Annotated in this window: 24 protein-coding genes; 12 read left to right on the forward strand and 12 right to left on the reverse strand. The window is 60.5% G+C overall.

Annotated elements, in window-relative coordinates; genetic code table 11:
* Nucleotides 1-4 precede the first annotated feature (4 nt).
* From ACRWA7_RS00230 to tauA, 8 genes are all read right to left on the reverse strand, one after another.
* Nucleotides 5-1,417 carry an FAD-binding oxidoreductase gene (locus tag ACRWA7_RS00230; RefSeq protein ID WP_438390561.1) on the reverse strand — a complete coding sequence of 471 codons (1,413 nt, stop codon included), beginning with the start codon at nucleotides 1,415-1,417 and terminating at the stop codon, nucleotides 5-7.
* Nucleotides 1,418-2,170 carry a FadR/GntR family transcriptional regulator gene (locus ACRWA7_RS00235; RefSeq protein ID WP_438390562.1) on the reverse strand — a complete coding sequence of 251 codons (753 nt, stop codon included), beginning with the start codon at nucleotides 2,168-2,170 and terminating at the stop codon, nucleotides 1,418-1,420.
* A gap of 303 nt (nucleotides 2,171-2,473) precedes the next feature.
* Complete coding sequence (locus tag ACRWA7_RS00240) at nucleotides 2,474-2,749, reverse strand: HU family DNA-binding protein (RefSeq protein ID WP_060857617.1); 276 nt, start codon at nucleotides 2,747-2,749, stop codon at nucleotides 2,474-2,476.
* A gap of 567 nt (nucleotides 2,750-3,316) precedes the next feature.
* Nucleotides 3,317-3,649: a 4Fe-4S dicluster domain-containing protein gene (locus ACRWA7_RS00245; RefSeq protein ID WP_438390563.1), complete on the reverse strand. Its 333-nt coding sequence runs from the start codon at nucleotides 3,647-3,649 to the stop codon at nucleotides 3,317-3,319.
* Nucleotides 3,650-3,669: 20 nt separating this feature from the next.
* Nucleotides 3,670-5,196: an FAD-binding protein gene (locus tag ACRWA7_RS00250; RefSeq protein ID WP_438390564.1), complete on the reverse strand. Its 1,527-nt coding sequence runs from the start codon at nucleotides 5,194-5,196 to the stop codon at nucleotides 3,670-3,672.
* On the reverse strand, nucleotides 5,193-6,038 hold the full coding sequence (gene tauC, locus ACRWA7_RS00255) for a taurine ABC transporter permease TauC (RefSeq protein WP_438390565.1): 846 nt from the start codon (nucleotides 6,036-6,038) through the stop codon (nucleotides 5,193-5,195). The genes ACRWA7_RS00250 and tauC overlap by 4 nt, the downstream gene beginning before the upstream one ends.
* Nucleotides 6,035-6,814 (reverse strand): taurine ABC transporter ATP-binding protein, encoded by a 780-nt coding sequence (locus tag ACRWA7_RS00260; protein WP_438390566.1) that lies wholly within the window; start codon nucleotides 6,812-6,814, stop codon nucleotides 6,035-6,037. Before ACRWA7_RS00260 ends, tauC begins: the two co-directional genes overlap by 4 nt.
* Nucleotides 6,815-6,818: 4 nt before the next feature.
* The gene (gene tauA, locus ACRWA7_RS00265) at nucleotides 6,819-7,832 is read right to left on the reverse strand and encodes a taurine ABC transporter substrate-binding protein (RefSeq protein WP_438391016.1); all 1,014 of its coding nucleotides are present in this window, start codon (nucleotides 7,830-7,832) and stop codon (nucleotides 6,819-6,821) included.
* Nucleotides 7,833-8,131: 299 nt separating this feature from the next.
* Between tauA and ACRWA7_RS00270 the strand changes: the two genes are divergently transcribed.
* From ACRWA7_RS00270 to ACRWA7_RS00290, 5 genes are all read left to right on the forward strand, one after another.
* Nucleotides 8,132-8,962 carry a GntR family transcriptional regulator gene (locus ACRWA7_RS00270; protein WP_438390567.1) on the forward strand — a complete coding sequence of 277 codons (831 nt, stop codon included), beginning with the start codon at nucleotides 8,132-8,134 and terminating at the stop codon, nucleotides 8,960-8,962.
* A gap of 53 nt (nucleotides 8,963-9,015) precedes the next feature.
* Nucleotides 9,016-10,440, forward strand: a complete 1,425-nt coding sequence (locus tag ACRWA7_RS00275) for an FAD/NAD(P)-binding protein (RefSeq protein WP_438390568.1) — start codon at nucleotides 9,016-9,018, stop codon at nucleotides 10,438-10,440.
* Nucleotides 10,441-10,454: 14 nt separating this feature from the next.
* Complete coding sequence (locus ACRWA7_RS00280; RefSeq protein ID WP_438390569.1) at nucleotides 10,455-10,868, forward strand: RidA family protein; 414 nt, start codon at nucleotides 10,455-10,457, stop codon at nucleotides 10,866-10,868.
* A gap of 126 nt (nucleotides 10,869-10,994) precedes the next feature.
* The gene (locus tag ACRWA7_RS00285) at nucleotides 10,995-11,801 is read left to right on the forward strand and encodes a MetQ/NlpA family ABC transporter substrate-binding protein (RefSeq protein ID WP_438390570.1); all 807 of its coding nucleotides are present in this window, start codon (nucleotides 10,995-10,997) and stop codon (nucleotides 11,799-11,801) included.
* A 255-nt stretch (nucleotides 11,802-12,056) separates the two neighbouring features.
* Complete coding sequence (locus ACRWA7_RS00290) at nucleotides 12,057-12,260, forward strand: cold-shock protein (RefSeq protein ID WP_031356584.1); 204 nt, start codon at nucleotides 12,057-12,059, stop codon at nucleotides 12,258-12,260.
* A gap of 173 nt (nucleotides 12,261-12,433) precedes the next feature.
* Here the strand turns inward: ACRWA7_RS00290 and ACRWA7_RS00295 are convergent, their stop codons facing one another.
* Complete coding sequence (locus ACRWA7_RS00295) at nucleotides 12,434-13,720, reverse strand: acyl-CoA dehydrogenase family protein (protein ID WP_438390571.1); 1,287 nt, start codon at nucleotides 13,718-13,720, stop codon at nucleotides 12,434-12,436.
* Between the two features lie 26 nt (nucleotides 13,721-13,746).
* The gene (locus tag ACRWA7_RS00300; protein ID WP_060857608.1) at nucleotides 13,747-13,962 is read right to left on the reverse strand and encodes a TOBE domain-containing protein; all 216 of its coding nucleotides are present in this window, start codon (nucleotides 13,960-13,962) and stop codon (nucleotides 13,747-13,749) included.
* A gap of 309 nt (nucleotides 13,963-14,271) precedes the next feature.
* Here ACRWA7_RS00300 and ACRWA7_RS00305 point away from each other — a divergent pair, with 309 nt between their 5' ends.
* A complete protein-coding gene (locus ACRWA7_RS00305) occupies nucleotides 14,272-15,651 on the forward strand; it encodes an LLM class flavin-dependent oxidoreductase (RefSeq protein ID WP_438390572.1) in 1,380 nt (459 codons plus the stop codon).
* Nucleotides 15,652-15,691: 40 nt separating this feature from the next.
* Here the strand turns inward: ACRWA7_RS00305 and ACRWA7_RS00310 are convergent, their stop codons facing one another.
* Nucleotides 15,692-16,351, reverse strand: a complete 660-nt coding sequence (locus ACRWA7_RS00310; protein ID WP_438390573.1) for a glutathione S-transferase family protein — start codon at nucleotides 16,349-16,351, stop codon at nucleotides 15,692-15,694.
* A gap of 188 nt (nucleotides 16,352-16,539) precedes the next feature.
* Here ACRWA7_RS00310 and ACRWA7_RS00315 point away from each other — a divergent pair, with 188 nt between their 5' ends.
* The 5 genes from ACRWA7_RS00315 to ACRWA7_RS00335 all read left to right on the forward strand — a co-directional run bounded on the left by ACRWA7_RS00315 (nucleotide 16,540) and on the right by ACRWA7_RS00335 (nucleotide 23,325).
* A complete protein-coding gene (locus ACRWA7_RS00315) occupies nucleotides 16,540-18,942 on the forward strand; it encodes a DNA polymerase II (RefSeq protein WP_438390574.1) in 2,403 nt (800 codons plus the stop codon).
* 319 nt (nucleotides 18,943-19,261) lie between these two features.
* Nucleotides 19,262-19,978: a DUF3348 domain-containing protein gene (locus tag ACRWA7_RS00320; RefSeq protein ID WP_438390575.1), complete on the forward strand. Its 717-nt coding sequence runs from the start codon at nucleotides 19,262-19,264 to the stop codon at nucleotides 19,976-19,978.
* Between the two features lie 10 nt (nucleotides 19,979-19,988).
* Nucleotides 19,989-22,082, forward strand: coding sequence for a DUF802 domain-containing protein (locus ACRWA7_RS00325; RefSeq protein WP_438390576.1), 2,094 nt, complete (start codon nucleotides 19,989-19,991; stop codon nucleotides 22,080-22,082).
* Nucleotides 22,079-22,723 carry an OmpA family protein gene (locus ACRWA7_RS00330; protein ID WP_060857602.1) on the forward strand — a complete coding sequence of 215 codons (645 nt, stop codon included), beginning with the start codon at nucleotides 22,079-22,081 and terminating at the stop codon, nucleotides 22,721-22,723. Before ACRWA7_RS00325 ends, ACRWA7_RS00330 begins: the two co-directional genes overlap by 4 nt.
* Complete coding sequence (locus tag ACRWA7_RS00335; RefSeq protein ID WP_438390577.1) at nucleotides 22,720-23,325, forward strand: DUF2894 domain-containing protein; 606 nt, start codon at nucleotides 22,720-22,722, stop codon at nucleotides 23,323-23,325. Before ACRWA7_RS00330 ends, ACRWA7_RS00335 begins: the two co-directional genes overlap by 4 nt.
* Nucleotides 23,326-23,376: 51 nt before the next feature.
* On the opposite strand, the gene ACRWA7_RS00340 is transcribed toward ACRWA7_RS00335, so the two are convergent.
* On the reverse strand, nucleotides 23,377-23,778 hold the full coding sequence (locus ACRWA7_RS00340) for a hypothetical protein (RefSeq protein ID WP_438390578.1): 402 nt from the start codon (nucleotides 23,776-23,778) through the stop codon (nucleotides 23,377-23,379).
* A gap of 101 nt (nucleotides 23,779-23,879) precedes the next feature.
* Here ACRWA7_RS00340 and ACRWA7_RS00345 point away from each other — a divergent pair, with 101 nt between their 5' ends.
* Nucleotides 23,880-24,683, forward strand: a complete 804-nt coding sequence (locus tag ACRWA7_RS00345; protein ID WP_438390579.1) for a hypothetical protein — start codon at nucleotides 23,880-23,882, stop codon at nucleotides 24,681-24,683.
* Nucleotides 24,684-24,741 lie beyond the last annotated feature (58 nt).

Genomic DNA, 24,741 nt, shown 5'->3' on the forward strand with positions numbered 1-24,741 from the left:
GCTTTCAGAAAATCTTGCCCGGATTCATGATGCCGTGCGGATCGAATACCTTACGGATTTCCTTCATGAGCCGGACTTCCAGCGGGTCTTTATAGCGGCTGAAATAGTCGCGCTTGAGTTGTCCGATGCCATGTTCCGCGCTGATGCTGCCGCCATAGCGTGCGACTTCATCCAGCACTTCGGCGGTAAGCCCTTCGCCATATTGTGCGAAGAAATCGCGTGGCGCGCCGGATGGACGCGAGAGGTTGTAGTGCAGGTTGCCATCGCCGAAATGACCGAAAACAATCAATCGCACACCTGCATGATGCTTCTCCACGCGCTCACCCGCAGTTTCAAGGAAGGCCGGAATGGCTTCGATCGGCAACGACACATCGTGCTTCACATGCGGTCCATCGGCGCGCTGCGCTTCGGAGATCTCCTCGCGCAATCGCCACATGCTGTTCACTTGCGCAATTGATTCGGATACCGCAGCATCGGCGCAGAGCTCGCGTTCGAGTGCTTCGCCAATGACGGTTTCAACGAGTTCGCGCAAGGCGGTTTCATCGACAGTGTCCGCCAGTTCGATCAGTACGTAAGCCGGATGACGCTCGGCAAACGGCGCGCGCATGCCTTCCACTTGCGCAAGCACCAGATCGAGACATTCCGCCGTGAAGAACTCGAACGCCTGCATGCGCGGGCCGCCGCGCTCGAACAAGAGCTCGAACAGTTCCAGCGCCTGCTGCGCCGAATTCACGGCCGCCAACACAATCACACGTACGTCGTTACGCGGATACAGACGCAGCGCGGCGGCCGTTATGATCCCGAGCGTCCCCTCCGCGCCGATCATCAATTGCTTCAGGTCGTAGCCGGTGTTGTCCTTGCGCAGCGTGCGCAGTCCATGAAATATCTCGCCGTTCGGCAGCACGGCTTCGAGGCCGAGCGCGAGTTCACGCGTCATGCCGTAGCGCACGACATTGACGCCGCCTGCATTGGTCGAAAGATTGCCGCCCAGTTGACACGAGTCTTCAGCCGCGAGACTGAGCGGCAGCAGCCGGTGCTGTTCCTCAGCGGCGCGCCGCAGATTGCCAAGAATACAACCGGCTTCGGCAACCATCGTGTTGCCAGTCGTATCGATGCTGCGAATCGCATGCATGCGATCGAGGCTCAGGATCACGTTGTTCGGGCTGGCATCGGGCGTGGCGGCGCCGCACAAACCGGTATTGCCACCGCGCGGCACGACCGGGACGCGTGCGTCCGAACACAGCGCCAGGCACGCTGCAACTTCGTCAGTCGTGGATGGGCGCACGACCGCCTGCGCCTTGCCTTTGTACATGCCGCGCCAGTCCGAGAGCCACGGCTCGATTTCATCGGCGGACGTGCTGACCGCGTCGGTTCCGAGCGTGTCAGCGAGACGTTGGGCGAAAGAGAGATCGGTCATCTATTCGTGGGCGAAAGGTGAAGTCAATCCGCCGGATAACGTTTCACGAAACGTGTCGCGATCGGGGATGACGAGGTTGAGGCGCGCCGCGGCGTTTTGCAAATGCGACGTTGCAGCGGCGCGGGCAGCTAGCGGGTCGCCAGCGCAAATCGCTTCGAAGATGAGGACATGCTCGCGATGCACGTCGTCCGGCAGCCGCTCGCGCGTGAGCGAATGCGTGCGCGCCGTTTGCACCGCCTGCCGGATCTGCAGATTCAGGTATTGCAGCAGGTCCACGTAGTAGCGGTTATGCGTGGCATGAGCAATGGCCACATGAAACGCTATATCCAGTTCGACCGCCGGTTCCGGCGTGTAGAGGTTATCGGCGAGGGATTTCAAAATGCTTTCCAGTGCCTCGATGTCCGCAGTGGTGCGCCGCGCCGCAGCGAGCGCCGCGGAAGCGCCTTCCAGATCCAGCCGCAGTTCGTAGACCGCGCTTAAATCCGCGCGGTCGTTGCCCAGCGCTGATGGAACCCGAAAGCCGCCACTTTGAGTACGCGCCGTGACCGTACAGCCCGCACCCTGCCTGCTATCGATAAGACCGTGAGCGCGCAGGCGTTCCGTGACCTCGCGAATCACCGACTGGCTCACGCCGAAGCGGATCGCGAGATCCTTGCCCGACGGAAGCTTCGTCCCGACAGGATAGATACCGTCGCCAATATCTTGGGTCAGCTGCTGCGCGACCTGATGCGTGAGGGTAAGAGTCTTGGTCAACGACGTTCGCTCATCTCGATTTATCATGTTTGCATGTTATATGAAAACTTTGGATCAAGAAACCCACCTTATGACGAAAGCGGCGCGCGCTGAACCCGCGACCCTTTGCAACCATCGAGCACGCATGCGTGCAACCGGCGTTCCTAGTGGATCGAGGACATCGCCAGCTGATTCAAGGCCATGCTTGGCGGCGATGTTTGAAACGGCCGGATCGCTGACGGATCCGGCCCGTTCGATGAGCACCGGCACGGCGCTCGGCCACGTCCTGATGCGAGAACGCGCAGCAGGATATCCCGGCCAGTCTTACTGGTTCACCAAGTCCTTGAACGCTTTACCGGCGGTAAACTTGACTGTTTTGGCTGCGGCGATCTGGATGGTGTCGCCGGTCTTCGGATTGCGGCCCGTGCGCGCAGCGCGTTGACCTGTGCTGAACGTGCCGAAGCCAACAAATTGAACGCTCTCGCCGCTGACAACCGCTTGGGTCACGGTGGAGATAAATGCATCGATAGCCTCGGCGGCGGCGGCCTTGCTGGTGCCAGTAGCGGACGCAACAGCGTCAACGAGTTCTTGCTTGTTCATTTCTGTTTTCTCTAGGATTGGTACGACTCACTGCCCATGCGAGCGCACGGTGGAAGCGTCACCTTACCGGAGGCGGCGGCCATAGGCAAATCAGTTTCTCCCTGATAGGGCAGGCGATCCGGGCCGGTTGCACTGCGCCGGGACCATTGAACAGCATCGCGGTGTCAGGGGAGACAGCGTTGCGTGGCTGGCCAGTTGTCCGGTGTGTGCGGACATAAGCTTTTCTTGCCGGCTTTAACGGGCAAGTGCGTCGAAAATGTATCCAACTTCGATTTTCTGGTCGGCATACCCCAGTTCCATATAGGAAACAGCGATGTAAGCAACGCCGATAATATTACTGTTTGCTTTCGAATAGAGGGTAAGGATTTTTACAAAGGCGATGTCGTTGCATTAACTTTAGACAAACCAGAAGCCTGTCCGCACCTTTACATGTTGTACGGCAAGTGGTGGCAATCGCCACTTCTCTTGCCTTGGCTGCCGCGATATTTCCCTGGGCCCGTTTTCATAAAGCGGTGAAGCTGATATTTCAATAGTTCGATATCCGAACTACACATAAGCCGCCCGTTTTCACGTCACGCCCAATTCGAAAAGCTTGTGCGTCTGGTCGTTTTCCGTTCCCGCCGCCCGCACTTTCTTCCAGCCGAGCGCCCGCGCATAACCGCCCAGCATTCCTTGCGCAATCAACGCTTCTTCCGATATCGCCACATGAGCGTCCGCGTTCGGATCGACGTACATGGCGTCGGCCGGACAGTACAGTTCGCACATGAAACAGGTTTGGCACTGATCCGGCCGCGCGATCACGGGAATGCTGCCATCGACTGCGTCGAAGACCTGGGTCGGACACACTTCCACGCAGCGATTGCACGACGTGCAGCGCGCCTCGCTGATCAGTTCGATCAAGACCGCTCTCCTTTCCGGGTTCAGGTGGCGACGGGTTCGGTGCTGAATTCGAATGAGTCGATGCCAGCAACAACCAGCCGGTGACGCATCGCATCCGAACGCTCCGGACAATCACCGCGCTGGTGCAGCGCGCGCGACTCCCTGCGATGCAATGCGCTGCGGTAAGCAAGGCGTGCAACGTATAGCATCGCACGCGCCGAACGGGCTTCGGCAAGATGGGGCGTGTCGGCGTCGACGTTCGTTTCATGCCAGGCGTCGTCGAGCAGCTTGAGCGCGGGCGTAAGAACCGCGGCGCTACGAAAAAGATTCGTGCGCAACGACAACACATGCTGGCCGATCAGCTCGCGCGAAGGGCCAACCGGACTGAGCGCAATCTCTTCTTCACGTGCGAGGGTGCCGGCTCGTCGCGTCCCTTGCCGTCGCGCAAATTCGCTCGCCGCCGTGCCCGCCCAGCTGCCGGTCACGATAGCCCACGCCGAGTTCGGCGAGCCGCCGCCGGTACGGCCGCCCACCACCGTCTCGCGTGATGCGGCGTCTCCTGCCGCGTAAAGTCCCGGCACGTCCGTGGCGCAATCCCGTCCACGCAACCGGATGCCGCCGGTCCCCCGCACCGTCCCTTCAAGCCGCAGACCAACCGGAAAGCGCTGCGTAAAAGGATCGATGCCCGCGCGGTCGAACGGCAGAAACGCATTGGCCTGGCCGCTGCGCAGCCATCGCTGAATGTCGGCGTTTGCGCGATCGAATACGGCGAACACGGGCTCGTCCACCAGCACTCTCGCCACCGATACGAACGGTTCATCATCAACAATCGGCACGACAGTACCGTCCCCGCGCGTATAGGTGCTCCATACGAAAGGCAGGCCCTTGGTCACGGAAGACTGGCTCGCGGCGAGTCCATACTGATTCGAGAATTCCATGCCGGAGAACCGTGCCCCCACCTCGCCGGCCGCAAGATGACCGTCGCCCGTGCATACGTTCGTGCCTAGTGCGCCGCTCATGAACGCGCACCCGCCCGTTGCAAGCACGGTCGCGAAAGCGTTGACCTGCCATTGTGTACCGTCTCTCGACACGCCATGCGCGCCTGTCACGCAGCCGTCCCGTTCAAGCAGACCAAGCATGGGACTGTGATCGAGAATCTGCACGCCTGCGCGCTTGATCTGCAGCCGCATGAAGCGCATGTAGTCGGGACCGCGCAAGGTCGCGTAGTTGACATCTCCCGTTTCGGTCTTTGGAAACGGATAGCCGAGCGTGCCAAGAAAATGCAATTGCTCCACGGCGCTTTCGAGCAATGCAGCGGTCCAACCGGGTTCGCTCAGTCCACCGCCAGACGCAAAACGCGCACCGAACTCCGCCTCCTGCAACTTAGGATCCCTGACGTACCAGACATTGTTATTCGATGCCGCCGCCGCACCCGAGGTTCCGCAATAGCCCTTGTCGGCAAGCACGACTCGCGCACCGCCGCGCGCCGCATGCAGCGCGGCCCAGGTTCCGGCGGGACCGCCGCCGAGCACGAGGACGTCCGCGTCCCATCTCGAAGCGCCGGTCATGCATGTCCTTCCCATGGCACGAGCACGCGTTGAAGCGACCTGAGTCCCCACTCGAACACGCCCGCGATCAACGCAATCACGACAATGCCCATGATGACGACATCGGTCACGAGAAACTGCGCTGCCGACTGAATCATGAAACCAAGGCCACGCGTAGCCGCGATCAACTCAGCTGCAACGAGCACCGACCAGCCCACACCGAGGCTGACCCGGATGCCGGTCAGAACATCCGCCGCCGCGGACGGCACAACGATGTACCGGATCAGTTGCCACCGCGTGGCGCCGAGCGCCTGCGCGCCGCGCAGACGGCTTTGCTTCACGCGCCGCACGCCTTGCTGAGTGGAGATGGTCAACGGCGCAAAGATCGCCAGCCAGATCAACAGGATCTTGGACGGCTCGCCAATGCCGCACCAGATGACGATCAAGGGCAAATATGCAAGCGGCGGCACCGGCCGATAAAACTCGATGAGCGGATCGGCAATAGCGCGCGCTGTCGGATTGAGGCCGATCAGCACGCCAAGCGGCACTGCAGTGACGACAGCCAGTGCGAGCGCCGCGAATACGCGCGACAGGCTTGCGGCCGTGTGCTGCCAAAGGGTGGCGTCGCTGAAACCATTCACCGATACATCCACGAACTTGTGCGCCACCGCCGCGGGCGATGGCAGGAATACGGGGCTGATGAGTTTCAGCCGCGCCGCGAGCGTCCAGGAGGCAATGACCACCAGCACCGTCACGATGCTGATCAGACGCTGCCTGTTGAACCGCAAGGGTCCGGGTTTGGGGGTGTTCCTTTCAGACAGCGCGGGGTCCGGATAATACGCAAGACGCTCTGTGTCGCTCATGGCAATATCTCATCGTCAGCAAAAAACCGGCTCTCGATTTCGTCCCGCAAGCGGATGAACGCAAGGTCGCTCTTAATGCTGCGCGATGACTCTCCCGCAACAAAGCGTGCGCCAAAATCAAGGCGCTGCACAGACGCAATGCGACCCGGGTTCGCCTGCATCAGAACGAGATCCGTGGCCATGAAAAGCGCTTCGGCAATGTCATGCGTGATCATCACCATGCCCTTGCCATAGCGCTTCCAGAGCGTGAGCAGATACTCCTGCATCTTCAGGCGCGTCGAAGAATCGAGTGCGCCCAGCGGTTCATCGAGCAGCAAGAAGCGGGGATCTACAGCCAGTGCGCGGGCAAGTCCCACGCGCTGGCGCATGCCTCCCGAAATTTTCCACAACGGATAACGCGCGTACGCGCTCAGGCCGGTCAACTCAAGCAACGCTTCGACCGTCGCCTCGCGCTTCGCTTTCGGCACGTCAGCAAGCGTCAGGCCGAATCCTATGTTCTGCTCGACGTTCTGCCAGGGCAACAACGAGTCGTCCTGAAACACCATGCCGCGATCCGCGCCTGGACCTGTGATCGCTTCGCCGTCAATCGATACCTGTCCCGCCGACGGTGCAATAAAACCCGCCAGCACGTTCAGCAACGTCGTCTTGCCGCAGCCCGACGGCCCCAGCACGACAGTGAAGCTGCCATCCCGCAATTCGAGGCTGATATCCGCCAGAACCCGGTGCGGGCCGCTTGATGTATCGAAGGAAACGCTGAGCGCGTCGATCCGGATCATGATGTTACTTGCCGCTTCCCGCGCTTGCCTGCTGCACGAACGAAGCCGTGACCGTAGGACCGTAATCGGGCAGCACATCATCCACGCGTTTTTGTTCCTTCAAGAAAGCCGATGTATCGGCGAGCGCCTTCGCAATGCCGCCGCCCAGCAAACGCGGCGAGGCCTGTTCATCGAGCAGCGGGAAGGTCGTTCCCTGCAGCAGCGCGGGCAGGTCGGCAGCATCCGAACCGCTGATCCGCGCGATGTCCGCCACCTGTGGCGTGGCCGCGGTCCACTTCGCACCATCCTTGCGATACTCGGCATTCTGCGCGCCCGTGACCCGCGAAAAAGCGACCAGGAAGTCGGGGTGCGCCTGCGCGAAATCCTTGCGCGCGACCCATGCGAGGAAGGTCGGCGAGCCCCACTTGCGCACTTCCGCCGACGTGGTCAACACCTTGCCCGTCTTTACGATCTTGCCGAGCGCCGGGTCCCACACATAAGCTGCATCGATATCACCGCGCTGCCATGCCGCCGCAATCTCGGGAGGCGCGAGGTTCAGGATGGTGACCTGATTGGCTGGAATGCCCCAATGCTTGAGCGCTGCCAGAAGACTGTAGTGCGTGGTCGAGACGAATGGCACGGCAACCTTCTTGCCAATCAGATCCTGCGGCTTGGTGATGTTGCTGCCGTTTCGCACGACCAGCGCCTCTGCTGTACCAATCTCGGCCGCGACAAAGAACGTTTCGAGCGGCAAGCCGCGCGTGACGCCCGCCGCAAGCGGACTGCTGCCCGTGAAGCCGACCTGTACATCGCCCGAGGCCATCGCGGCGATCACGTCGGCGCCGGTATTGAACTTGCGCCAGTTGATCTTGTAGCCGCTGGCTTTCTCATAGAGGCCGCTGGCCTGCGCGATCTTGGATGGTTCGATATCCGTCTGGTAACCGACCGTGACAGTCTTGTTGTCGGCCGCAAATGCGGAAGATGCGAAGCTCGCGATAAGACTGGAAACAAGCGCCAATAACGCAGCGCCTCGAATCAGATGCTTGAACATGCTTTGCAGCTCCGTAGGAAAACGCGCGGGCGCAGCGGACAGGTCCGCATTCCGGCCCAGTGTGGAATGGTTTGATCAATATGACGCAACATGATTCGGATTCCGATTCAAATGAATCGGAATCCGGTATGGGCATGAAAGCATGCGGTTTTGCACCTTCGCCCGGTTGTCATTACAACTTTTCTGAGGACAGTATATGAACGGCGCCGCACGATTTCCAAGCGATGAATTCTCACTAGCTTAGTGAATTTCCAGCTTTGCGCAGCGTTCTGTGCACGCGTGGTCTAATGTATCCTCGACATCTGAGCGCAGGCTTCACCGTGCGAAGATTGAACTCGCGTTGTCATGACATCGAAACCGATCGCAAACCATTGATGCCCATGCAGGACTACGCCGGCCCGCTGTATAGACGCATAAAAGATCAACTTCGTGCGCGCATGCTCGACGGCACCTATGCGCCGGACGCGCAGTTACCCACTGAACAGGCCTTGTGCGACATGTTCGATGTCAGCCGCATTACCGTGCGCCAGGCGCTGGATGAATTGCGCCAGGAAGGCGCCGTCAAGACGGTTCGCGGACGCGGCACCTTTGTGGCGCCGCCGCGCGCTTATCAGAATATTGCCGCGCTGCAGGGCTTTTCAGAAGCAATGATCCCGCTGGGCCATCAGGTAACGAACCGGCTTGAGGGGTTTCGCTATTTCGATCCGGATGTGGACCTTCGGGCGCGGTTGGGTCTTGACACGGACGTCGGCAACAGCGTCCGGGTCGCGGAAATCAAACGGATACGCATACTTGATGGAACACGTTTGTCGTTCGAGACCACGTTCCTGGGCGAGTTGCTCGCGCAGAAGCTGACGACCGCGGACCTCGCCACGCAAGACATTTTCAAACTTGTCGAAGAACGCAGCGCCGTACGCATCGATCATGCAAATGTGGCGGTGGATGCGATTCTCGCCGATGAAGAAACGCTCTCGGCGTTGGAACTCGCACCGGGTAGTCCGGCACTTCGCGTCGAGCGGCACGTCTTCGACATTCACGCGCGCCCTGTCCTTTTCGAGTTCCTCCATTTTCGCAGCGACGCGTTTCAATATCGCATGCGCATTGACCGTGAACGCTAGCCAGTTAATATGAACATTCTCACTCACGCCGCGCTTCGCGAGCCTTCAGCATCATGATCGGTTCCTTGAAAACGTCGGAGCAGGACACAACCGTAAACATAGTCGTGGTTGGCGGTGGTTTTACAGGTGTTGCGTTTGTGATTCATGCCATTCGAGCGCGCCCGGCTAACGTGAGTCTCGACTTCACCATCGTGGAACCATCGGCTGAACTGGGGCGCGGGATCGCATATGGCACGACTGAACCGTTGCACCGGATCAACGTCCCGAGCGACCGAATGAGCCTCTTCGCCACCGACCCCACGCACGCCACGCGGTGGCTCAGGGATCACGATGCGCTTGATGCAGGCAGCGTCGACGCGCAAGGTCACTACTACGTATCGCGCCAGCGATACGGCGAGTATGTGCTCGCAACGTTGCAAGATGTTATGGCCGAAGCCGCTGCAGACGTGCGCGTGAGCCATCGGCGCGCGAGCGCTGCCGGCTTGAGCAAAACCAGCGCGGGCTATATCGTCACGCTCGATGACGGCGCGCAACTGGATGCGCAGCGTGTCGCGCTGTGCTTTGGGCACACGCCGTCGAAACCGCCAGGACGTATCGATAAAGACGCCTTGCGCGATCCGCGCGTGATCGCGCATCCGTGGTCGCACGACGCATTGCACGCCATTCCCGCTGACGCGCCGGTGCTTCTGGTCGGCACCGGCCTGACCATGGCCGACGTCGCCGTGACGCTGATCGGGCGCGGGCATCGCGGGAGCATCACGGCCATCTCGCGACGCGGCTTGCGAGCGCAACCACACGGCATATTCGCCGATGCCGCCGATTTCCTCGGCAATAGCGCGCCGCCCGCCACGGCACGCGCACTCGTGCAGAGATTGCGGCAGCGGATTGCGCGCGACAAGCTCGCGAACATTGGCTGGCAACCCGCGGCGGACGCGCTGCGCTTCGAGCTTCCACGCATCTGGAACGCACTTCCCGCGCATGAGCAACGCCGCGTTGTCAAAAGGCTGCTGCCGTTCTGGGACGTGCATCGGTTCCGGATCGCGCCGCAGATTCACGAGGCCATCGAACGTGCGATTGCAACGGGGCAAATGAACGTGGTCACGGCTGGTATCGGCGATATACGGCGCCATGAGCATGGCTTTCGCGTGGGACTCAAGCGCCCGGGCGGCAACATGGACGAACATGACTTTGGCGCCGTGGTGTTCTGCACGGGACCGGCGCGCGATATCGATAAAAATCCGCTCGTGAAGTCATTGCTCGAAAGCAGGCTCGTGCGTCTGGACGCCGTGCAGGCCGGTCTCGACACCGACCTGCAAAGCCGGATACTCGACGCGGACGGCAACGTGTCCTCCGGCCTCTTTGCATTCGGCCCGATGACCCGTGGAAGCTTCGGCGAGATGACCGGCGCACCGGACATCGCGCGCCATCTGGAGCGGCTGTTGAAGGACAGCAGCGTGCTTGCATACGCGGCGCCCTAACAACTTTTAATCACATGACGACTCAGAAAATTCATCACGTCGTGCCTGACGCGAGCCCGCCGCCGCCTTCGTCGCTGTATTCGCACGCAGTTGAAGCCGCTGGCTGGCTATACGTCACAGGCCAGCTTCCCACCGATCCTGATGCGCCCGCATCATCATTGGCCGGCGGCATAGAAGAACAAGCCGCGTTCTGCTTCGGGAACCTCAACCGGATACTGCGGCATACCGGCTATGACTACGAAGACGCGGTGTTCGTGCGTATTTATCTGAGCGAGTTCGATCGGGACTTCGCGCGGTTCAATACCGTATATGCGCGTCATTTCGCACAGGACAGTGTGCGCCTGCCCGCGCGCACAACCGTTGGTGTGGCGCGTCTTGGCAGAGGCGCATTAGTGGAAATCGATCTGGTTTGCTATAAGCAGCCTTGAGGGACGTTGGGCAAGTCATCGCTTAGCAAAGCAGAATTACTTGTTTAGCAAGCGATTTCGTTTCCGCTAAGTTCTTGTCGGCAAGCTGTATGCAAGCTAACCGATCAAGACCAAGGAGGAAAAAGAATGACCTTGCTGCGTGGAATTTGCGCGTTATTGTTGGCGTCAGTTGTCACCGCGTCGGCGCATGCGGCCGATCCCGACAAGAAGGAAATTCGCTTTGGCGCGACTGCCGGACCGTATGCGGACCAGATCCGCTATGGCATCAAACCCGTGCTCGAGAAGGAGGGCTACAAGGTCACCATTGTCGAATTCACCGACTATGTTCAGCCGAATCTCGCGCTTGCCGACGGCGCGCTCGATGCCAACGCGTTCCAGCACGAGGTTTACCTGAAGAAATTTTCGGACGACCACAAGCTGCAACTCACCCAGCTAATCAAGGTGCCCACCGCGCCCATCGGTATATACAGCCATAAGCTTAAAAGCCTAATTGACGTAAAAGATGGCGCGACTGTTTCACTTCCGAACGACGTCACCAATCAGGCGCGCGCAATCGTGCTTCTGCAGCAAATTGGCTGGGTGACTTTGAAACCAGGCGTCGATCCGGTAAAGTCGTCCGAGCACGACATTGCTACCAACCCGCACCGGATAAAGTTACTGCCACTCGACGCCGCGCAATTGCCGCGCTCACTCGACGACGTGGACTATGCATTCATCAACGGCAACTTCGCACTTGCGGCCGGGCTGAAGCTCACGGACGCGCTTCTTCTGGAAAAAATCCCCCCTTACTATCTCAATCTCGTGGCGGTACGTACCGGCGATCTTCAGAAACCATACGTTAAGGATATTTCCGCTGCTTATCGATCACCCGAGTTCCGGCATGTCGTGGATGAGCGTTTTCAGGGCTTTAGTAAACCCGATTATTTGCGTTAAGCTGAAACCGGTGCGCCAGCACGTTTCGCATTGCAGTTTTTGCGGTTTGGAAAGCTTCAATAAATATTGGCACGGCGTACAATTGAATCGCGATAATTCCTGAGCGTCCTGCACGGCAAGGTATCTTCGTTACGGACACGTTTAAGGATTGGCGAAGTCTTGTCACAACAATGCAATGCGACGCGACTCGGCGCCCTGGCTTTATCCTCGGTTCTACTTTTATTTTTTAGCTTTAAATTTTTTCTGGACACACTCATGGCAACCGGTACGGTCAAATGGTTCAACGATGCAAAGGGCTTCGGCTTCATCACGCCGGATGACGGCGGCGAAGACCTGTTCGCACACTTCTCGGAAATCAAGGCAGAAGGCTTCAAAAGCCTTCAGGAGAATCAAAAGGTCACGTTCGAAGTGAAGCAAGGGCCGAAGGGCAAGCAGGCGTCGAACATCGTTCCAGCCTGAGTTTCAAGCGGCCCGCGCATCATCCGGCCTGGGTCGTCCACTGTTTATTGGTGAGTACGGTAAAAGCGATGCGCGGCCAGATCAGGCCACTGATCCAAACGCGGTCGTCGTAATGTGCTGCATTGCGCGACCGCGAATTTACCTCGGTTCAACCAGGGTCGATCGGCCGGTATTCATCTGCCAGTTCCGGCAAATTCATCATTCTGCATGACTGCGTGTCCGCTCGAGCCGTGCGCTTTTGCAACGTTGTCCGCGGGACTGTGAGCCAAACTGAAACGCTCGTTCGGCGCGGTCCCGTTCAAATGGTAATTGCCAACAGCGGCCTCACGCTGGATGGCGGGATTATGCGAGACAATGACGCGTGCATTGCGCCAATGGCGGTCGAGCCGGCGCGCTTCGCTCGTCGCCGATGCACCACCCACTTCAAATAACAAGGTTGCCGCCTCCAGCACCTGTTCGAGCACGATCTGCTGCGCCTGATAAGCCTGGATGTCCACAGCGACGTAATCCGCCGTGGTCACCGCGTCCGTAATGCGTGCCTGATGTACACGTTCGAGCGCTGCAGCCACGGCCTCCACGAGCGCTTCGGCCGAATACGCGAGGCTTCCAAGCCGTCCGACAACCCGATGCACCAGCGGATTGTCACGCGGACTGGACTGCCCGGCAACACCGAAAGTCCGCGTGCGGCCCTGAACGAATTCAACGCCGTCACGCAATACCGCGCGGGCTATACCGGCCAGCGTTGCGAGATGGACTGTCTGATAGAACGCAGTAAGCAAGGAATTGCGGCGGGGCTCTGATGCCTTGTACCGGGACAGGATCTGGTCCGCAGGGACCCGGACGTTATCGAAGCGCGTTGTGCCGCTTGCCGTCAGGCGCTGACCAAAACCATCCCAGTCGTCGTGGCGGGCAACGCCCGGGGCGTCGCTGCGCACAAGCACGTGCAGGTCGCTTTGTGTATCGTGCGCTGCGACATTGATCCATTCTGAATAGAGCGTACCCGTGCTGTAGTATTTCTCTCCATTGAGCAGAACGTAAGCCGGATCCTTGTCGGAGATCACGGTTACGCTGTTATGCGTGGAGCCTGTGCGTTCCGACGTGGCTGCGCCAATTGTTTCGCCTTTCGCAATGCGTCCGAGCCATCGATCGCGCGCCGCAGCGTCATCGCTCTCAAGCCGCTGCTCAATGAAGCCGGAGTGCGCGCGGATAATCTGCGGCAGGTTCGAATCAGCTTCGCCCAGCCGTGTCAGCAAGCGGAAATATTGCGGCAAGGAAACGCCGGAGCCGCCATATTCACGCGGCACGCGCAACGCGGTGAAACCGCTGTCCTTCAATTGCCTGACCGCATCGCTAGCGAGTTCGCGATTCTGTTCGCGCGCAAGCGCGCCTTCGCCGATGTGCTTGAATACCTCGGCGAAACGCGCGTAAAGCGCTGCGTCCGACGGTGCTGACGTCGTCATTCATTTCTCCACGGATTAAACGCTATTTAAAGACGCGCGATTGAAACTTCCGTCGACTTCACCAACGCGACTACCTCGGTGCCCACCTTGAGATCGAGCTCGTCGATCGACCTTGTCGTTATTACCGAGGTCACAATTCCGTTTGGCGTCTGCACGTCCACCTCGGAAAGCACGGACCCTCGAATGATCTCCTTGATGTGCCCCCTGAACTGATTACGCACATTGATGGCCGTCACGCCCATGGCGCTACTCCTTTATTGAATGAATGAGCTTTGTCCTTGCGGCTTGAACAGCCGCCGCGTCTCGAACCCGCGCGGACAAAATAGTCTAGCGACGCCAACTGCCTAGCTAAACGATTGATTTGATCTAAGGTTCGCCGCAATTTTGCTTAGCGCCGTGGGCGTTGAATACTTAGCGCCAATCCTTAGCGCTGCAAGGCATATCGATCAGCGGATTTATTGGTCGCGTTACGCCGCGCCGGGATTGAGAATCGAAAGCCGGTTAATCAGGGCCCAGGTCTTGCGGCCCGCAGATCAAACAATGGACCGTCCATGACTCGTCAATCGAGCACGTCTTCAAACACAGCGCCACCGCGCCGTCTTCACCTGAACGTCAACATCCTGCATTCGGGTTTCGTGCCGTCGGCATGGCGGCTTGCTGACGCCGATCCGCGCGCGTTTATAGACGTGAAGCATTACGTGCGAGTCGCGCAGATTGCGGAAGCGGCGAAGTTCGACGCCGTGTTTCTTGCCGACAACGCGTCCATAGCGGATCAGATCAACTTTCGCCCGATCACCGCGCTCGAACCGACCATCCTGCTCGCGAGCATTGCCGCGGCGACATCGCATATTGGCGTGATCGGCACGGCGTCCACGAGCTATAACGAGCCGTACAACATCGCGCGCCGGTTTGCTACGCTCGATCATGTCAGCGGCGGCCGCGCGGGATGGAACGTAGTGACGACCGCCGACCTGGGATCGGCCCGCAATTTCGGTCGCGACGCTGTGCCGGACCATGCCGGGCGCTATGCGCGCGCAGCGGAGTTCACGAGCGTCGTCAAGGCGCTCTGGGATAGCTGGGAGGAAGGAGCGATCGTCGGCAACAAGGCCACCGGGCTGTTCGCCGATACGGACCAGGTTCATGCCGCCGCGCACCAGGGTGCGCACTTCGCAGTACAAGGTCCGCTGAACGTCCCGCGCTCGCCACAGGGGTATCCAGTGCTGGTGCAAGCGGGTGCGTCGGGCGATGGCCGCGATCTCGCGGCGCGTCACGCAGAGGCGGTGTTCTCGGCCTCGCAATCCTTCGATGAATCGCTCGGTTATGCGCGCGACCTGAAGACGCGCGCGGCCGCATACGGTCGCGGTCCGGACGCAGTAAAGGTGCTCGCGGGCCTGACGACGATCATCGGTGCAACCGAGGCGGAAGCGCTGCGTCGCCGCGATGAACTTGTGGACCTGATTCCATGGAGCTACAGCCTCACGCGGCTGGCAGGAACGCTCGGTGTCACGCCCGACCGTCTAAAGCTCGACGAAAAGCTGCCGGATGATTTATCGTTACCCGGCCATGGCAACGGCAACCATACGTTCTTCCACGCCACGCTCGCACAAGGCCGGCAGCATGGTTACACGGTGCGTGAGCTTATACGCGCGCTTGCCGGGGGTGGCGGACATCGTGTCATTGTAGGGACACCTGAACAAATAGCCGATGACATCGAGCACTGGTTCAAAGCCGGCGCCGCCGACGGTTTCAATCTGATGCCCGATACCTTGCCGGGAGGCCTGCAGGATTTCGTCGATGGCGTGATTCCAATTCTTCAGCAGCGCGGCGTATTCAGACGCGAGTATGAAGGCACGACGTTGCGTGGCCATCTCGGGCTCGCAGTGCCGGAAAACCGATACTCGGCTGAGCGGGCCACCGCCTTGGCAGTATGAAACGGCTCGTGTTTCACACTGCCATCCATTAGCGACACACTCAATCCCGATCGGGCGCGCCAAGCGGAAAATACGCGCGATAAGGCCGCGCTTCATCGACCGCGCGCGCGAACGAAGGACGCGCCAATAGCCGCTTCCGGTAGGCAATGACGTTCTCAAACGACGTGGCGATCCGATGCGTCCAGTCCGCGTAAAACAAAAATGGCGCGGCGGCGCAATCCGCCATGCTGAACTGGTCGCCGGCGGCCCACTCGCGGCCGGTCATGGTTTTATCGAGCCATGCGTATGCGGTTTCGAGCATGGCGCGGGCATCGGCAACGCCGCGCGGGTCGCGCTCGCCCTCGGAGCGCATGGAATCGAACACGACCTTTTGCTGCGGTGTCGCGACGTAGTTGTCGAAGAAACGGTCCATGAAACGAACCTCGAGCGCGGCGCGCGGATCGGATGGCAGCAACCGCACCGGTCCCGGATAGAGCAGCGCAAGATGCTCGATGATGACCGTCGACTCGGGGATGGTTCTGCCCTCGTCCACCAACAGGGGAAACCGTTTCAAAGGCCAGCGCTCCGTGAGTTCCGCCATTGGCTGCGGGTCTTCGTTCGACAATTGCCTGTACTCGAACGGCGTGCCGTTCTCGTACAGCGCGGTCAGGACCTTCTGGCAGTATGACGAAAATGGATGGGCATAGAGCTTCAATGTCATCGTCGTTCACCTCGGGATAAAAAAGAATCGGAGCAGAGCCGCGCGTGGCCATGCTTGATCCTACGACGACTGGCGCAAGTGGAAAACGACACATAACGAGAAAAAAATTAAAAGAATGAGCGATACCGACGCCAACCGCCCGCACCCACTAAAATCCATGTAGGCAAAGGATTTTTTTAGGCGGTTATTTGAGCGGGCAATCAAGCGGGCCTCAACCCGGTTTCATTCTGACGCGGCATTGGCGGGACACGGCCGATGGCACCGACGTGGAATTCTGGCTGGCGACGGACAATGGTCCCCGTCATCTGCGCTTGCGCGCTCAAGAGTCGGTGGCGTTTATCCCGGCGCAACAACGGGAGCGTGCCGAAACCATCCTGCAGCGCGAAAGACGCGCCGAGTTGCGGCCGCTCGATCTGGTCGATTTCAGTCATCGGCCCGTGCTGGGACTTTATACCGCGCAATACCGGCAGCTCACGGCGCTTGAACGGCGCCTGAAGCAAGGCGGCGTGGATGTCTATGAAGCTGACATCTTCCCGCCGGACCGCTACATGATGGAGCGCTTCATCACCGCGCCTGTCACGTTCAGCGGCGAGTCTTCCAACGAGTCTCCATTTGGCGCGCAGCCATTTTCTCCGCTCATCAATGCCGAGCTGAAACCTGCGCCGGAATATCGGCCGAAGTTGAAGCTGGTGTCGCTCGATATTGAAACCAGCGCGCATGCGGAGCTATATTCCATCGCGCTGGAAGGCTGCGGCGAGCGGCAGGTCTATATGCTCGGGCCGCCGAACGGCGACGCTGGCGACATCGACTTCAAACTCGAATACTGCGAGACGCGCGGGCAACTGCTAGAGAAACTCAACGCCTGGCTCGAACGTTTCGATCCCGATGCGATCATCGGCTGGAACGTGATCCAGTTCGACCTGCGCGTGTTGCAGGAGCACTCGGAACGCTATCAGGTTCCATTGCGTCTTGGCCGCGGCGCAAGCGTCATGGAATGGCGTCAGCATGGCCTCAAGCAGAACCATTTCTTCGCGGGCGCGGCGGGGCGGTTGTTGATCGACGGCATCGAAGCGCTGCGATCGGCGACCTGGAGCTTTCCGTCGTTCAGCCTCGAATATGTTGCACAAGCGTTGCTGGGGGAAGGCAAGGCAATCGACAACCCGTATCAGCGAATGGACGAAATCCAGCGCCGCTTCGACGAAGACAAGCCCGCGCTTGCCCGCTACAACCTTAAGGATTGCGAACTCGTCACGCGCATCTTCGCGGCAACCGAACTGCTTGCCTTCTTGCTGGAACGCGCATCGGTGACCGGTTTGCCCGCTGATCGAAGCGGCGGATCCGTTGCGGCGTTCACGCATCTTTATATGCCGCGCATGCATCGGCAAGGGTTCGTCGCGCCCAATCTCGGCGATGTGACCGGCGCGGCAAGTCCCGGCGGATTTGTGATGAATTCCCGCCCGGGCCTTTACGATTCCGTGCTCGTGCTCGACTATAAGAGCCTGTATCCGTCGATCATTCGAACGTTTCTGATCGACCCGGTTGGCCTTGTCGATGGCATGCGTCATCCCGACGACGAACATTCCGTACCCGGTTTTCTTGGAGCGCGGTTTTCGCGCACGCGCCATAGCTTGCCGGCAATTGTCGGTCAGGTCTGGAAGGGACGCGAAGAAGCCAAGCGCGAGAACAACAAGCCGCTTTCGCAAGCGTTGAAGATCATCATGAACGCGTTCTACGGCGTGCTGGGTTCCACCGGATGCCGTTTCTTCGACCCTCGCCTGGCCTCGTCGATCACCATGCGCGGCCACGAGATCATGCGTCGCACGCGCGAACTGATCGAGGCCGAAGGCTACGAAGTGATCTACGGCGACACCGATTCCACGTTCGTCTGGCTGCGGCATGCACGCAGCGAGGACGAGGCGGCGCGCATTGGACGCGCGCTCGTTGAACGCGTCAATGCGTGGTGGAAAGAAGATGTACGCGAACGTTTCGGACTGGAAAGCGCGCTGGAATTGCAGTTCGAGCGGCACTATCGGCGATTTTTCATGCCTACCATCCGCGGCGCGGAAGAAGGCAGCAAGAAGCGTTATGCGGGACTGAGCCTTCTGCCCGACGGCAGCGAGGAAATTGTCTACAAGGGACTCGAAACCGTTCGCAGCGACTGGACGCCGCTTGCGCAGCAATTCCAGCGCGAGCTCTATTCGCGCATTTTCAGGCGGGAGCCGTACGAAGACTACGTGCGCGAGTATGTGCGCCGTACGCTGAGCGGTGAATTCGACGAACTGCTGATCTATAGAAAGCGCCTGCGCCGGCCGCTCGATGCGTATGAGCGCAATGTGCCGCCGCATGTGCGCGCCGCGCGTGTTGCCGATGAATACAATCGCGCGCAAGGGCGGCCGCTGCAATATCAGCGCGGTGGCTGGATCAGCTACGTCATGACCAGCGCGGGACCCGAACCGCTTGAAACCTGGCGCTCGGGTATTGACTACGACCACTATCTGACGCGGCAGCTCAAGCCCATAGCCGATGCGATCCTGCCGCTTCTACAGAGCGATTTCGATATGCTGATTACGGGGCAGCATGAGTTGTTCTAGCGGTCGGGATATCCACAGAAATTGGTGACAAGGCTGTGGACAAGTACATTGAACATCGGGCAAGGCCTTGATTTGCTTACGACTTGGTGGCTTGCCTCGATTGCGAGGCATGCAACGAGCCATCGGTCGCGAATGCATGTTGCAACGGCTCTGCCATTCCCTCCCGCGCGGCCTCGTTCTTTCGAAAGACGTTCTTCAAAGCCCCTTCCCACCAATGTCGTCAAGCATCGCAATGCCTTCGTTTTTTGACCATCCGTCACACATTGGCGGCGCTAACCCCGTCGGCGTGTAAACTAGCGGACTTTTTGACTCGGCCTAAATGGTGCAAGCTCCACAGCGCACAGCTCTCGGCGGCCCCGCGCTCATTCGCTTACTTGCGCGCCTGACGGACGTCGAATTTACCGAATCAAGGCAATCGCTTTCGGACCGGCTGAGCCAATGGCTCCACTGGACCGATGCAATCGCGCTTTCTACGGCGCTGGGCGGCAAACCGCCCGCGGTTGCTGCGGGCACGCACGTCTTCAGCAGCGCGGAGGACAGCGAGTGCGCGGGCGCACGCGGCGCATTGGCGAACGCCATCACGAACGATAGCGTGCTGGGTGTCCCGAAGAAGCGGCGCGGCATGGGGCAGACGGATATCGAACCAGCCATCGACTATCCGGTCTTTCGTCAACGCTATCTGACCCTGCAACAGACGATGGAAACCAGCATCGGCACGCTGCGCGGCCGCCTGCGCGCACGACTTGCCGGCAGGACACCTGCCATGACGCGGCTCGCGGAGGTGGACGCGGTCATGGAGCGCGCGCTCGGTCCGCGCGAGCGGGCCCTGCTTGCTACCGTACCCGCGTTGCTGGGACAGCACTTCGAGCGTCTGCGCCGCGCCGCGCTGGACACACTGGCTAACGACGCCTCGAACAACACGCCAGACGCATGGCTCGACGTATTTCGTAAAGATATGCAGAGCGTGCTGCTGGCCGAACTGGATCTTCGTTTTCAACCAGTCGAAGGGCTGCTCGCCGCCCTTCGCACTAGCTAACCGGGACGCCATGTCCAGAAATCTGATCAATCTCGTTGTGTTCCTGAGTGGTCTGGCCGCTGTGTGCTGGATCGGCGCGGGTTACATTGGCTCGAACTTGCTGGCGCTGGCCGTCACGCTCCTGATCGCCGCCTGCTACATGGCCGGCGCGTTCGAACTGAAACGCTATGGCGAGGCCACGTCAAGCCTGACGCGGGCAATTACGGGCCTCACCGCGCCGCCGGCGAGCCTTGGCGCGTGGCTCGACCCATTGCCTGCCAGCCTGCGTAATCCCGTGCGGCTGCGCGTGGAAGGCGAGCGTGTGTCCTTGCCGGGCCCGGCGCTGACGTCGTACCTCGTGGGACTGCTGGTGTTGCTGGGCATGCTGGGGACGCTCCTTGGCATGGTGGCGACCCTCAGGGGCACGGGCATGGCGCTCGACAGCGCGACCGACCTGCCGGCCATTCGCGCATCGCTCGCCGCCCCGGTCAAGGGACTGGGTTTCGCGTTCGGCACGTCTATCGCGGGCGTGGCCACATCGGCCATGCTCGGGCTGCTTTCCGCGTTGTGCCGGCGCGAACGCATCCAGGCGGCACAGATGCTCGACGTGAAGATCGCGACGACCTTGCGCATCCACTCGCAAACGCATCAGCGCGAGGAAGCCTTCAGGCTCCTGCAGCGCCAGGCCGATGCCATGCCCACGCTGGTCGATCGTCTGGAAGCGCTGATGGCCACGATCGAGCAGCAGAATCTTGCGGTGCACGAGCGGCAGATCGCGAGCCAGGACGCTTTCCATGGCCGGACCGAAGTCATTTACACGCGCCTCGCCGCAGCGGTTGAGCGTTCGATGAAGGATAGCGTCGCCGAAAGCGCCCGCGCCGCCGGCGCCGCGCTGCAACCTGTCATGGAGGCGACCATGGCGGGTCTCGCGAGCGAGTCGGCTGCATTGCACACCTCGGTCACGAACGCCGTGCAGCGGCAACTGGATGGATTGTCGAACGGTTTCGAATCGACGGCCACGAGCGTGTCCGACATCTGGCATCAGGCGCTCGCCGCGCACCAGCGATCCACCGAAGCGCTGTCCGACCATTTGCGCACATCGCTTGACCGCTTTACCGAAGTCTTCGAGGAGCGCTCGGCCAATCTGCTCGACGGCGTATCCACGCGCCTTGAAACCACAACGGCAAGCATGTCGGATGCATGGAACGATGCACTGTCGCGGCAGGAACGTACCGGCGGGAAACTGGCGCAGCACAACGAGCATGCGTTGAACGCCGCGGCCGCGACATTCCAGCAGCATTCGGTCTCCCTGCTGGACAAGGTGGCGCAGTCGCATGCGGACCTGCAGACGGAACTGGCGTCGCGGGATGAACAGCGGCTCGCGGCATGGACCGGGCAGCTTGCTTCAATGGCCGCAACGCTCAGCCACGAGTGGGAACAGGCGGGGACGCGCACCGCGAGCCGGCAGCAGGAAATCTGCGACACGCTTGCTGAAACCGCTCGCGATATATCCGCGCAAACGCAAGCGCACGCGAGCGAGACCATCGGCGAAATCGCGCGGCTGGTGCAGGCTGCATCGGAAGCGCCCAGGGCCGCGGCAGAAATGATTGCGGAACTGCGCGCGAAGCTCTCTGACAGCATGGTCCGCGATACCGCCATGCTCGAGGAACGCAGCCGTCTGCTGGCAACGCTCGAAACCCTGCTCAGTGCCGTCAACCACGCATCCACCGAGCAGCGCTCAGCTGTCGACGCGCTGGTGAGCACATCGGCGGATCTGCTGGACCGCGTCGGCACCCGCTTCACCGAGAAGGTGGAAACGGAGACCGGGAAGCTCGCCGGAATTGCGGCGCAAGTCACTGGCAGCGCGGTCGAGGTGGCAAGCCTCGGGGAAGCATTCGGCGTGGCCGTGCAGCGCTTCGGCGATTCGAACGAGACGCTCGTGACTCATCTTCAGCGTATTGAAGCCGCACTGGACAAATCGCTTGCGCGCAGCGACGAACAACTTGCTTATTACGTTGCGCAGGCCCGGGAGGTCGTCGACCTGAGCGTGATGTCGCAGAAACAGATCATTGAAGACCTGCAGCAGATCGCTGGCAAGCGGGCGGCGGGAGCCGAAGCGGCATGAGCGAGGATATTGACGGCGGCGTGGAACCCGCAGCACCGGTATGGGCCGTTTTTGGCGACCTGATGTCGGTGCTGCTCGGCGCGTTCATGCTGATCCTGGTGGGTGTCATCGGCGTGCAGCTTGAGCTTTCGAGCAAGCTGGAACAAGAGGTCAAGCAGCATCAACTGGAAGCGCAGCGCCGCAAGACGCTCGAGCAGGCGCTCGCCGGGCCGCTGGCGGCGGGCCGCGTCACGCTGGTCAATGGACGCATCGGCATCAACGGCAGCGTGTTGTTTGCGCTCAACTCCGATCAGTTGCAGCCCGAAGGCAGGAAGGTGTTGAAGAGCCTCGCTGGTCCGTTGTCGGCTTATCTGCGGGCCAACGAGCAGATCCTGATGGTGAGCGGCTTTACCGATGACCGCCAGTTGCGCGAAGGGAACCGCCGGTTCGCCGACAACTGGGAACTCTCGGCGCAACGCGCGTTGACCGTGACGCGCGCATTGATCGATGAAGGCGTGCCCTCCTCTTCGCTCTTTGCCGCCGCATTCGGCTCGCAGCAGCCAGTCGAATCGAATGCGGACGATACCGGGCGCGCCAAAAACCGGCGCGTGGAAATTGCGCCTGTTCCCCGGCCATCGACAGCAATGGTGAAGGCGCCATGAGTGAGGGTTTCGGCCCGCCCAACGTCATCGCGACGCTCGATGCATGGCGCGCACAGGGCGCCGATGCGCTCGATCCGGTGCGCTTTCGGGTTATCGAAGCAATGCATCGGCGGGCGATGGCATATGACGGCGTAACGCGGCGCGCTCTGGATGCGCGGATAGCGAGGTTGATCGATGCCTATGCCAATGATCTGGCTTCGCACGTCAAGCCCGGAGCACCGGTTAGCAAGCCAGTTCGTGGAGCGCTGGCTGAACTGGCCGATCGTATTGCAGATAATAAAGACGCTTCGCTCGCCTATCCGGAAATGGAGGCGCTCGATTACTTCAGGCAAACGTGGAACACGCTCAGCACCGAAAGACAGTTCAGGCAATCGCTTGCCCAAGTACCAGGGAACGCCGGTCCGCTTAATTCGAGTAGCCTCGTGCACCGGTCGCTAATGCTGATGCGCGAACTGTCGCCGGGTTATCTGCAGCAGTTTCTGTCGTATGCCGATGCTTTGTCGCGGCTTGAGCATATGAATGGCGCAAACACGGCAACGGGCGATAAAGACGCGGCTCGCGCGGGACCAGCCAGAAAAAGCGGCCGGAGTAAAACGCGCTGACCTTCTACCTGAACGCGATCGTGAATACTCGAGTCTGGCCAGCCGCTATATCTACTCCCCGCATTGCACGTCCGGCCTCGGCACGGCGATGATCGCCGGGTATGTCCCCCGGTCGAGTTCAATGCGCGCGACAACGGCCATCGTTTCGTTGTCGATATCATCGTACACGCTGACTTTTTCATGCCGAAGACTGGTGATGCCCGTACAGGCGGACGCGCGGCCCTCGTCGGAAACGCGGCACTGGATCGGGTTGTCGGTGAGGTAGCGATATCTGTCGCGCTCGGGCGTTGCAAGATATTCGTGAACGCTTTGTGCCGAGCCGCCAACGCCAGTCACATACCCAATCGCGCACTGCTGCGTGGATGTCACGCCGCTCGCGGATGTCTGGGCTGTCGCTGTCGCACTCGTGGCGAGGACGGCCACCGCGAATGCCGATGCAAATAAATATCTCATGATGCAGGTTGCCGTTGTCGGATCGAAGTGCTGGAATTGTACGGCTGACGGCTCGCCGGCGTGCGGCGCGTCCGAACTATACTGGGCGTCTGGAGGATTCAATGGCCGATAACGAAAGACTGCATCCGCTGCGCCCGTTCCTCAAAAACTGGGTTTGGGAGCATGGTCGAATTGGGACTCGCTATCTCGACTGCGTCGATGGCGCAATCAAGTTCGACGAAGGCAAGAAAGCGCATTTCGCCGCCGAGAAATACATCTACGTGCCTCTCGGCAAGGACGCGGAAGACACGGGCGCAACAGACGGCCCCGTGATTCAGGAAGCGGGACTTGCGCGATTCCTGCGGGCCGCGCAGTTGGGCACGCCAGCGGACGCCGGTTCCGTTACGGACGTTCAGCGCGCGGTGCAGGATTGCGTGGAACTCGGGCTGTTCAGTGCATATCAAGCCGAAGCCCGGGAGGCGTTTGCCCGCTATTCGGAAGAGCCCATGTTCGAGGACGAGATCCGCGCGGCGGTTGCGGACGACATTCGCCGCAGCTATGCCAGGACACGCGAACAACTGGCGCTGTACGATTTCAGCGTGCTTTACGGCTTGCGCGCGCCGCTGCTGATCAGCGAGACGCCTTTTATCGACTGGCGTGTGCGTGCCAATCCGGCGTTGCCCTATGTGTCGATGCCGCTGGGACCTTACTGCTTGCTGGTAGGCGCGCCGTCGGGCAGGAGCAGCCGCTTGGGTCCTGTAGTCTGGAAGGCCGCGAGCGCGATGGGCCCGCTGAAGGACCACAATCGCCATATCGCGGAGCATGCGCGCCTTTGGCTGGTGGCGACCACGGACGATCAACTGATTGCCGAGCAAAGTCGCTTTGCTGCTCCCGCCAGCGCAAGGAACGAGGATATGAAGCCGTGACCCGGCGCTGATCCAATGCCCCGCCCCCAGTATCATGTCGGTCTACTTCAGACCGCAC

This window comes from Caballeronia sp. DA-9 (assembly GCF_051615025.1).
In the GTDB taxonomy this organism is placed as follows: domain Bacteria; phylum Pseudomonadota; class Gammaproteobacteria; order Burkholderiales; family Burkholderiaceae; genus Caballeronia; species Caballeronia sordidicola.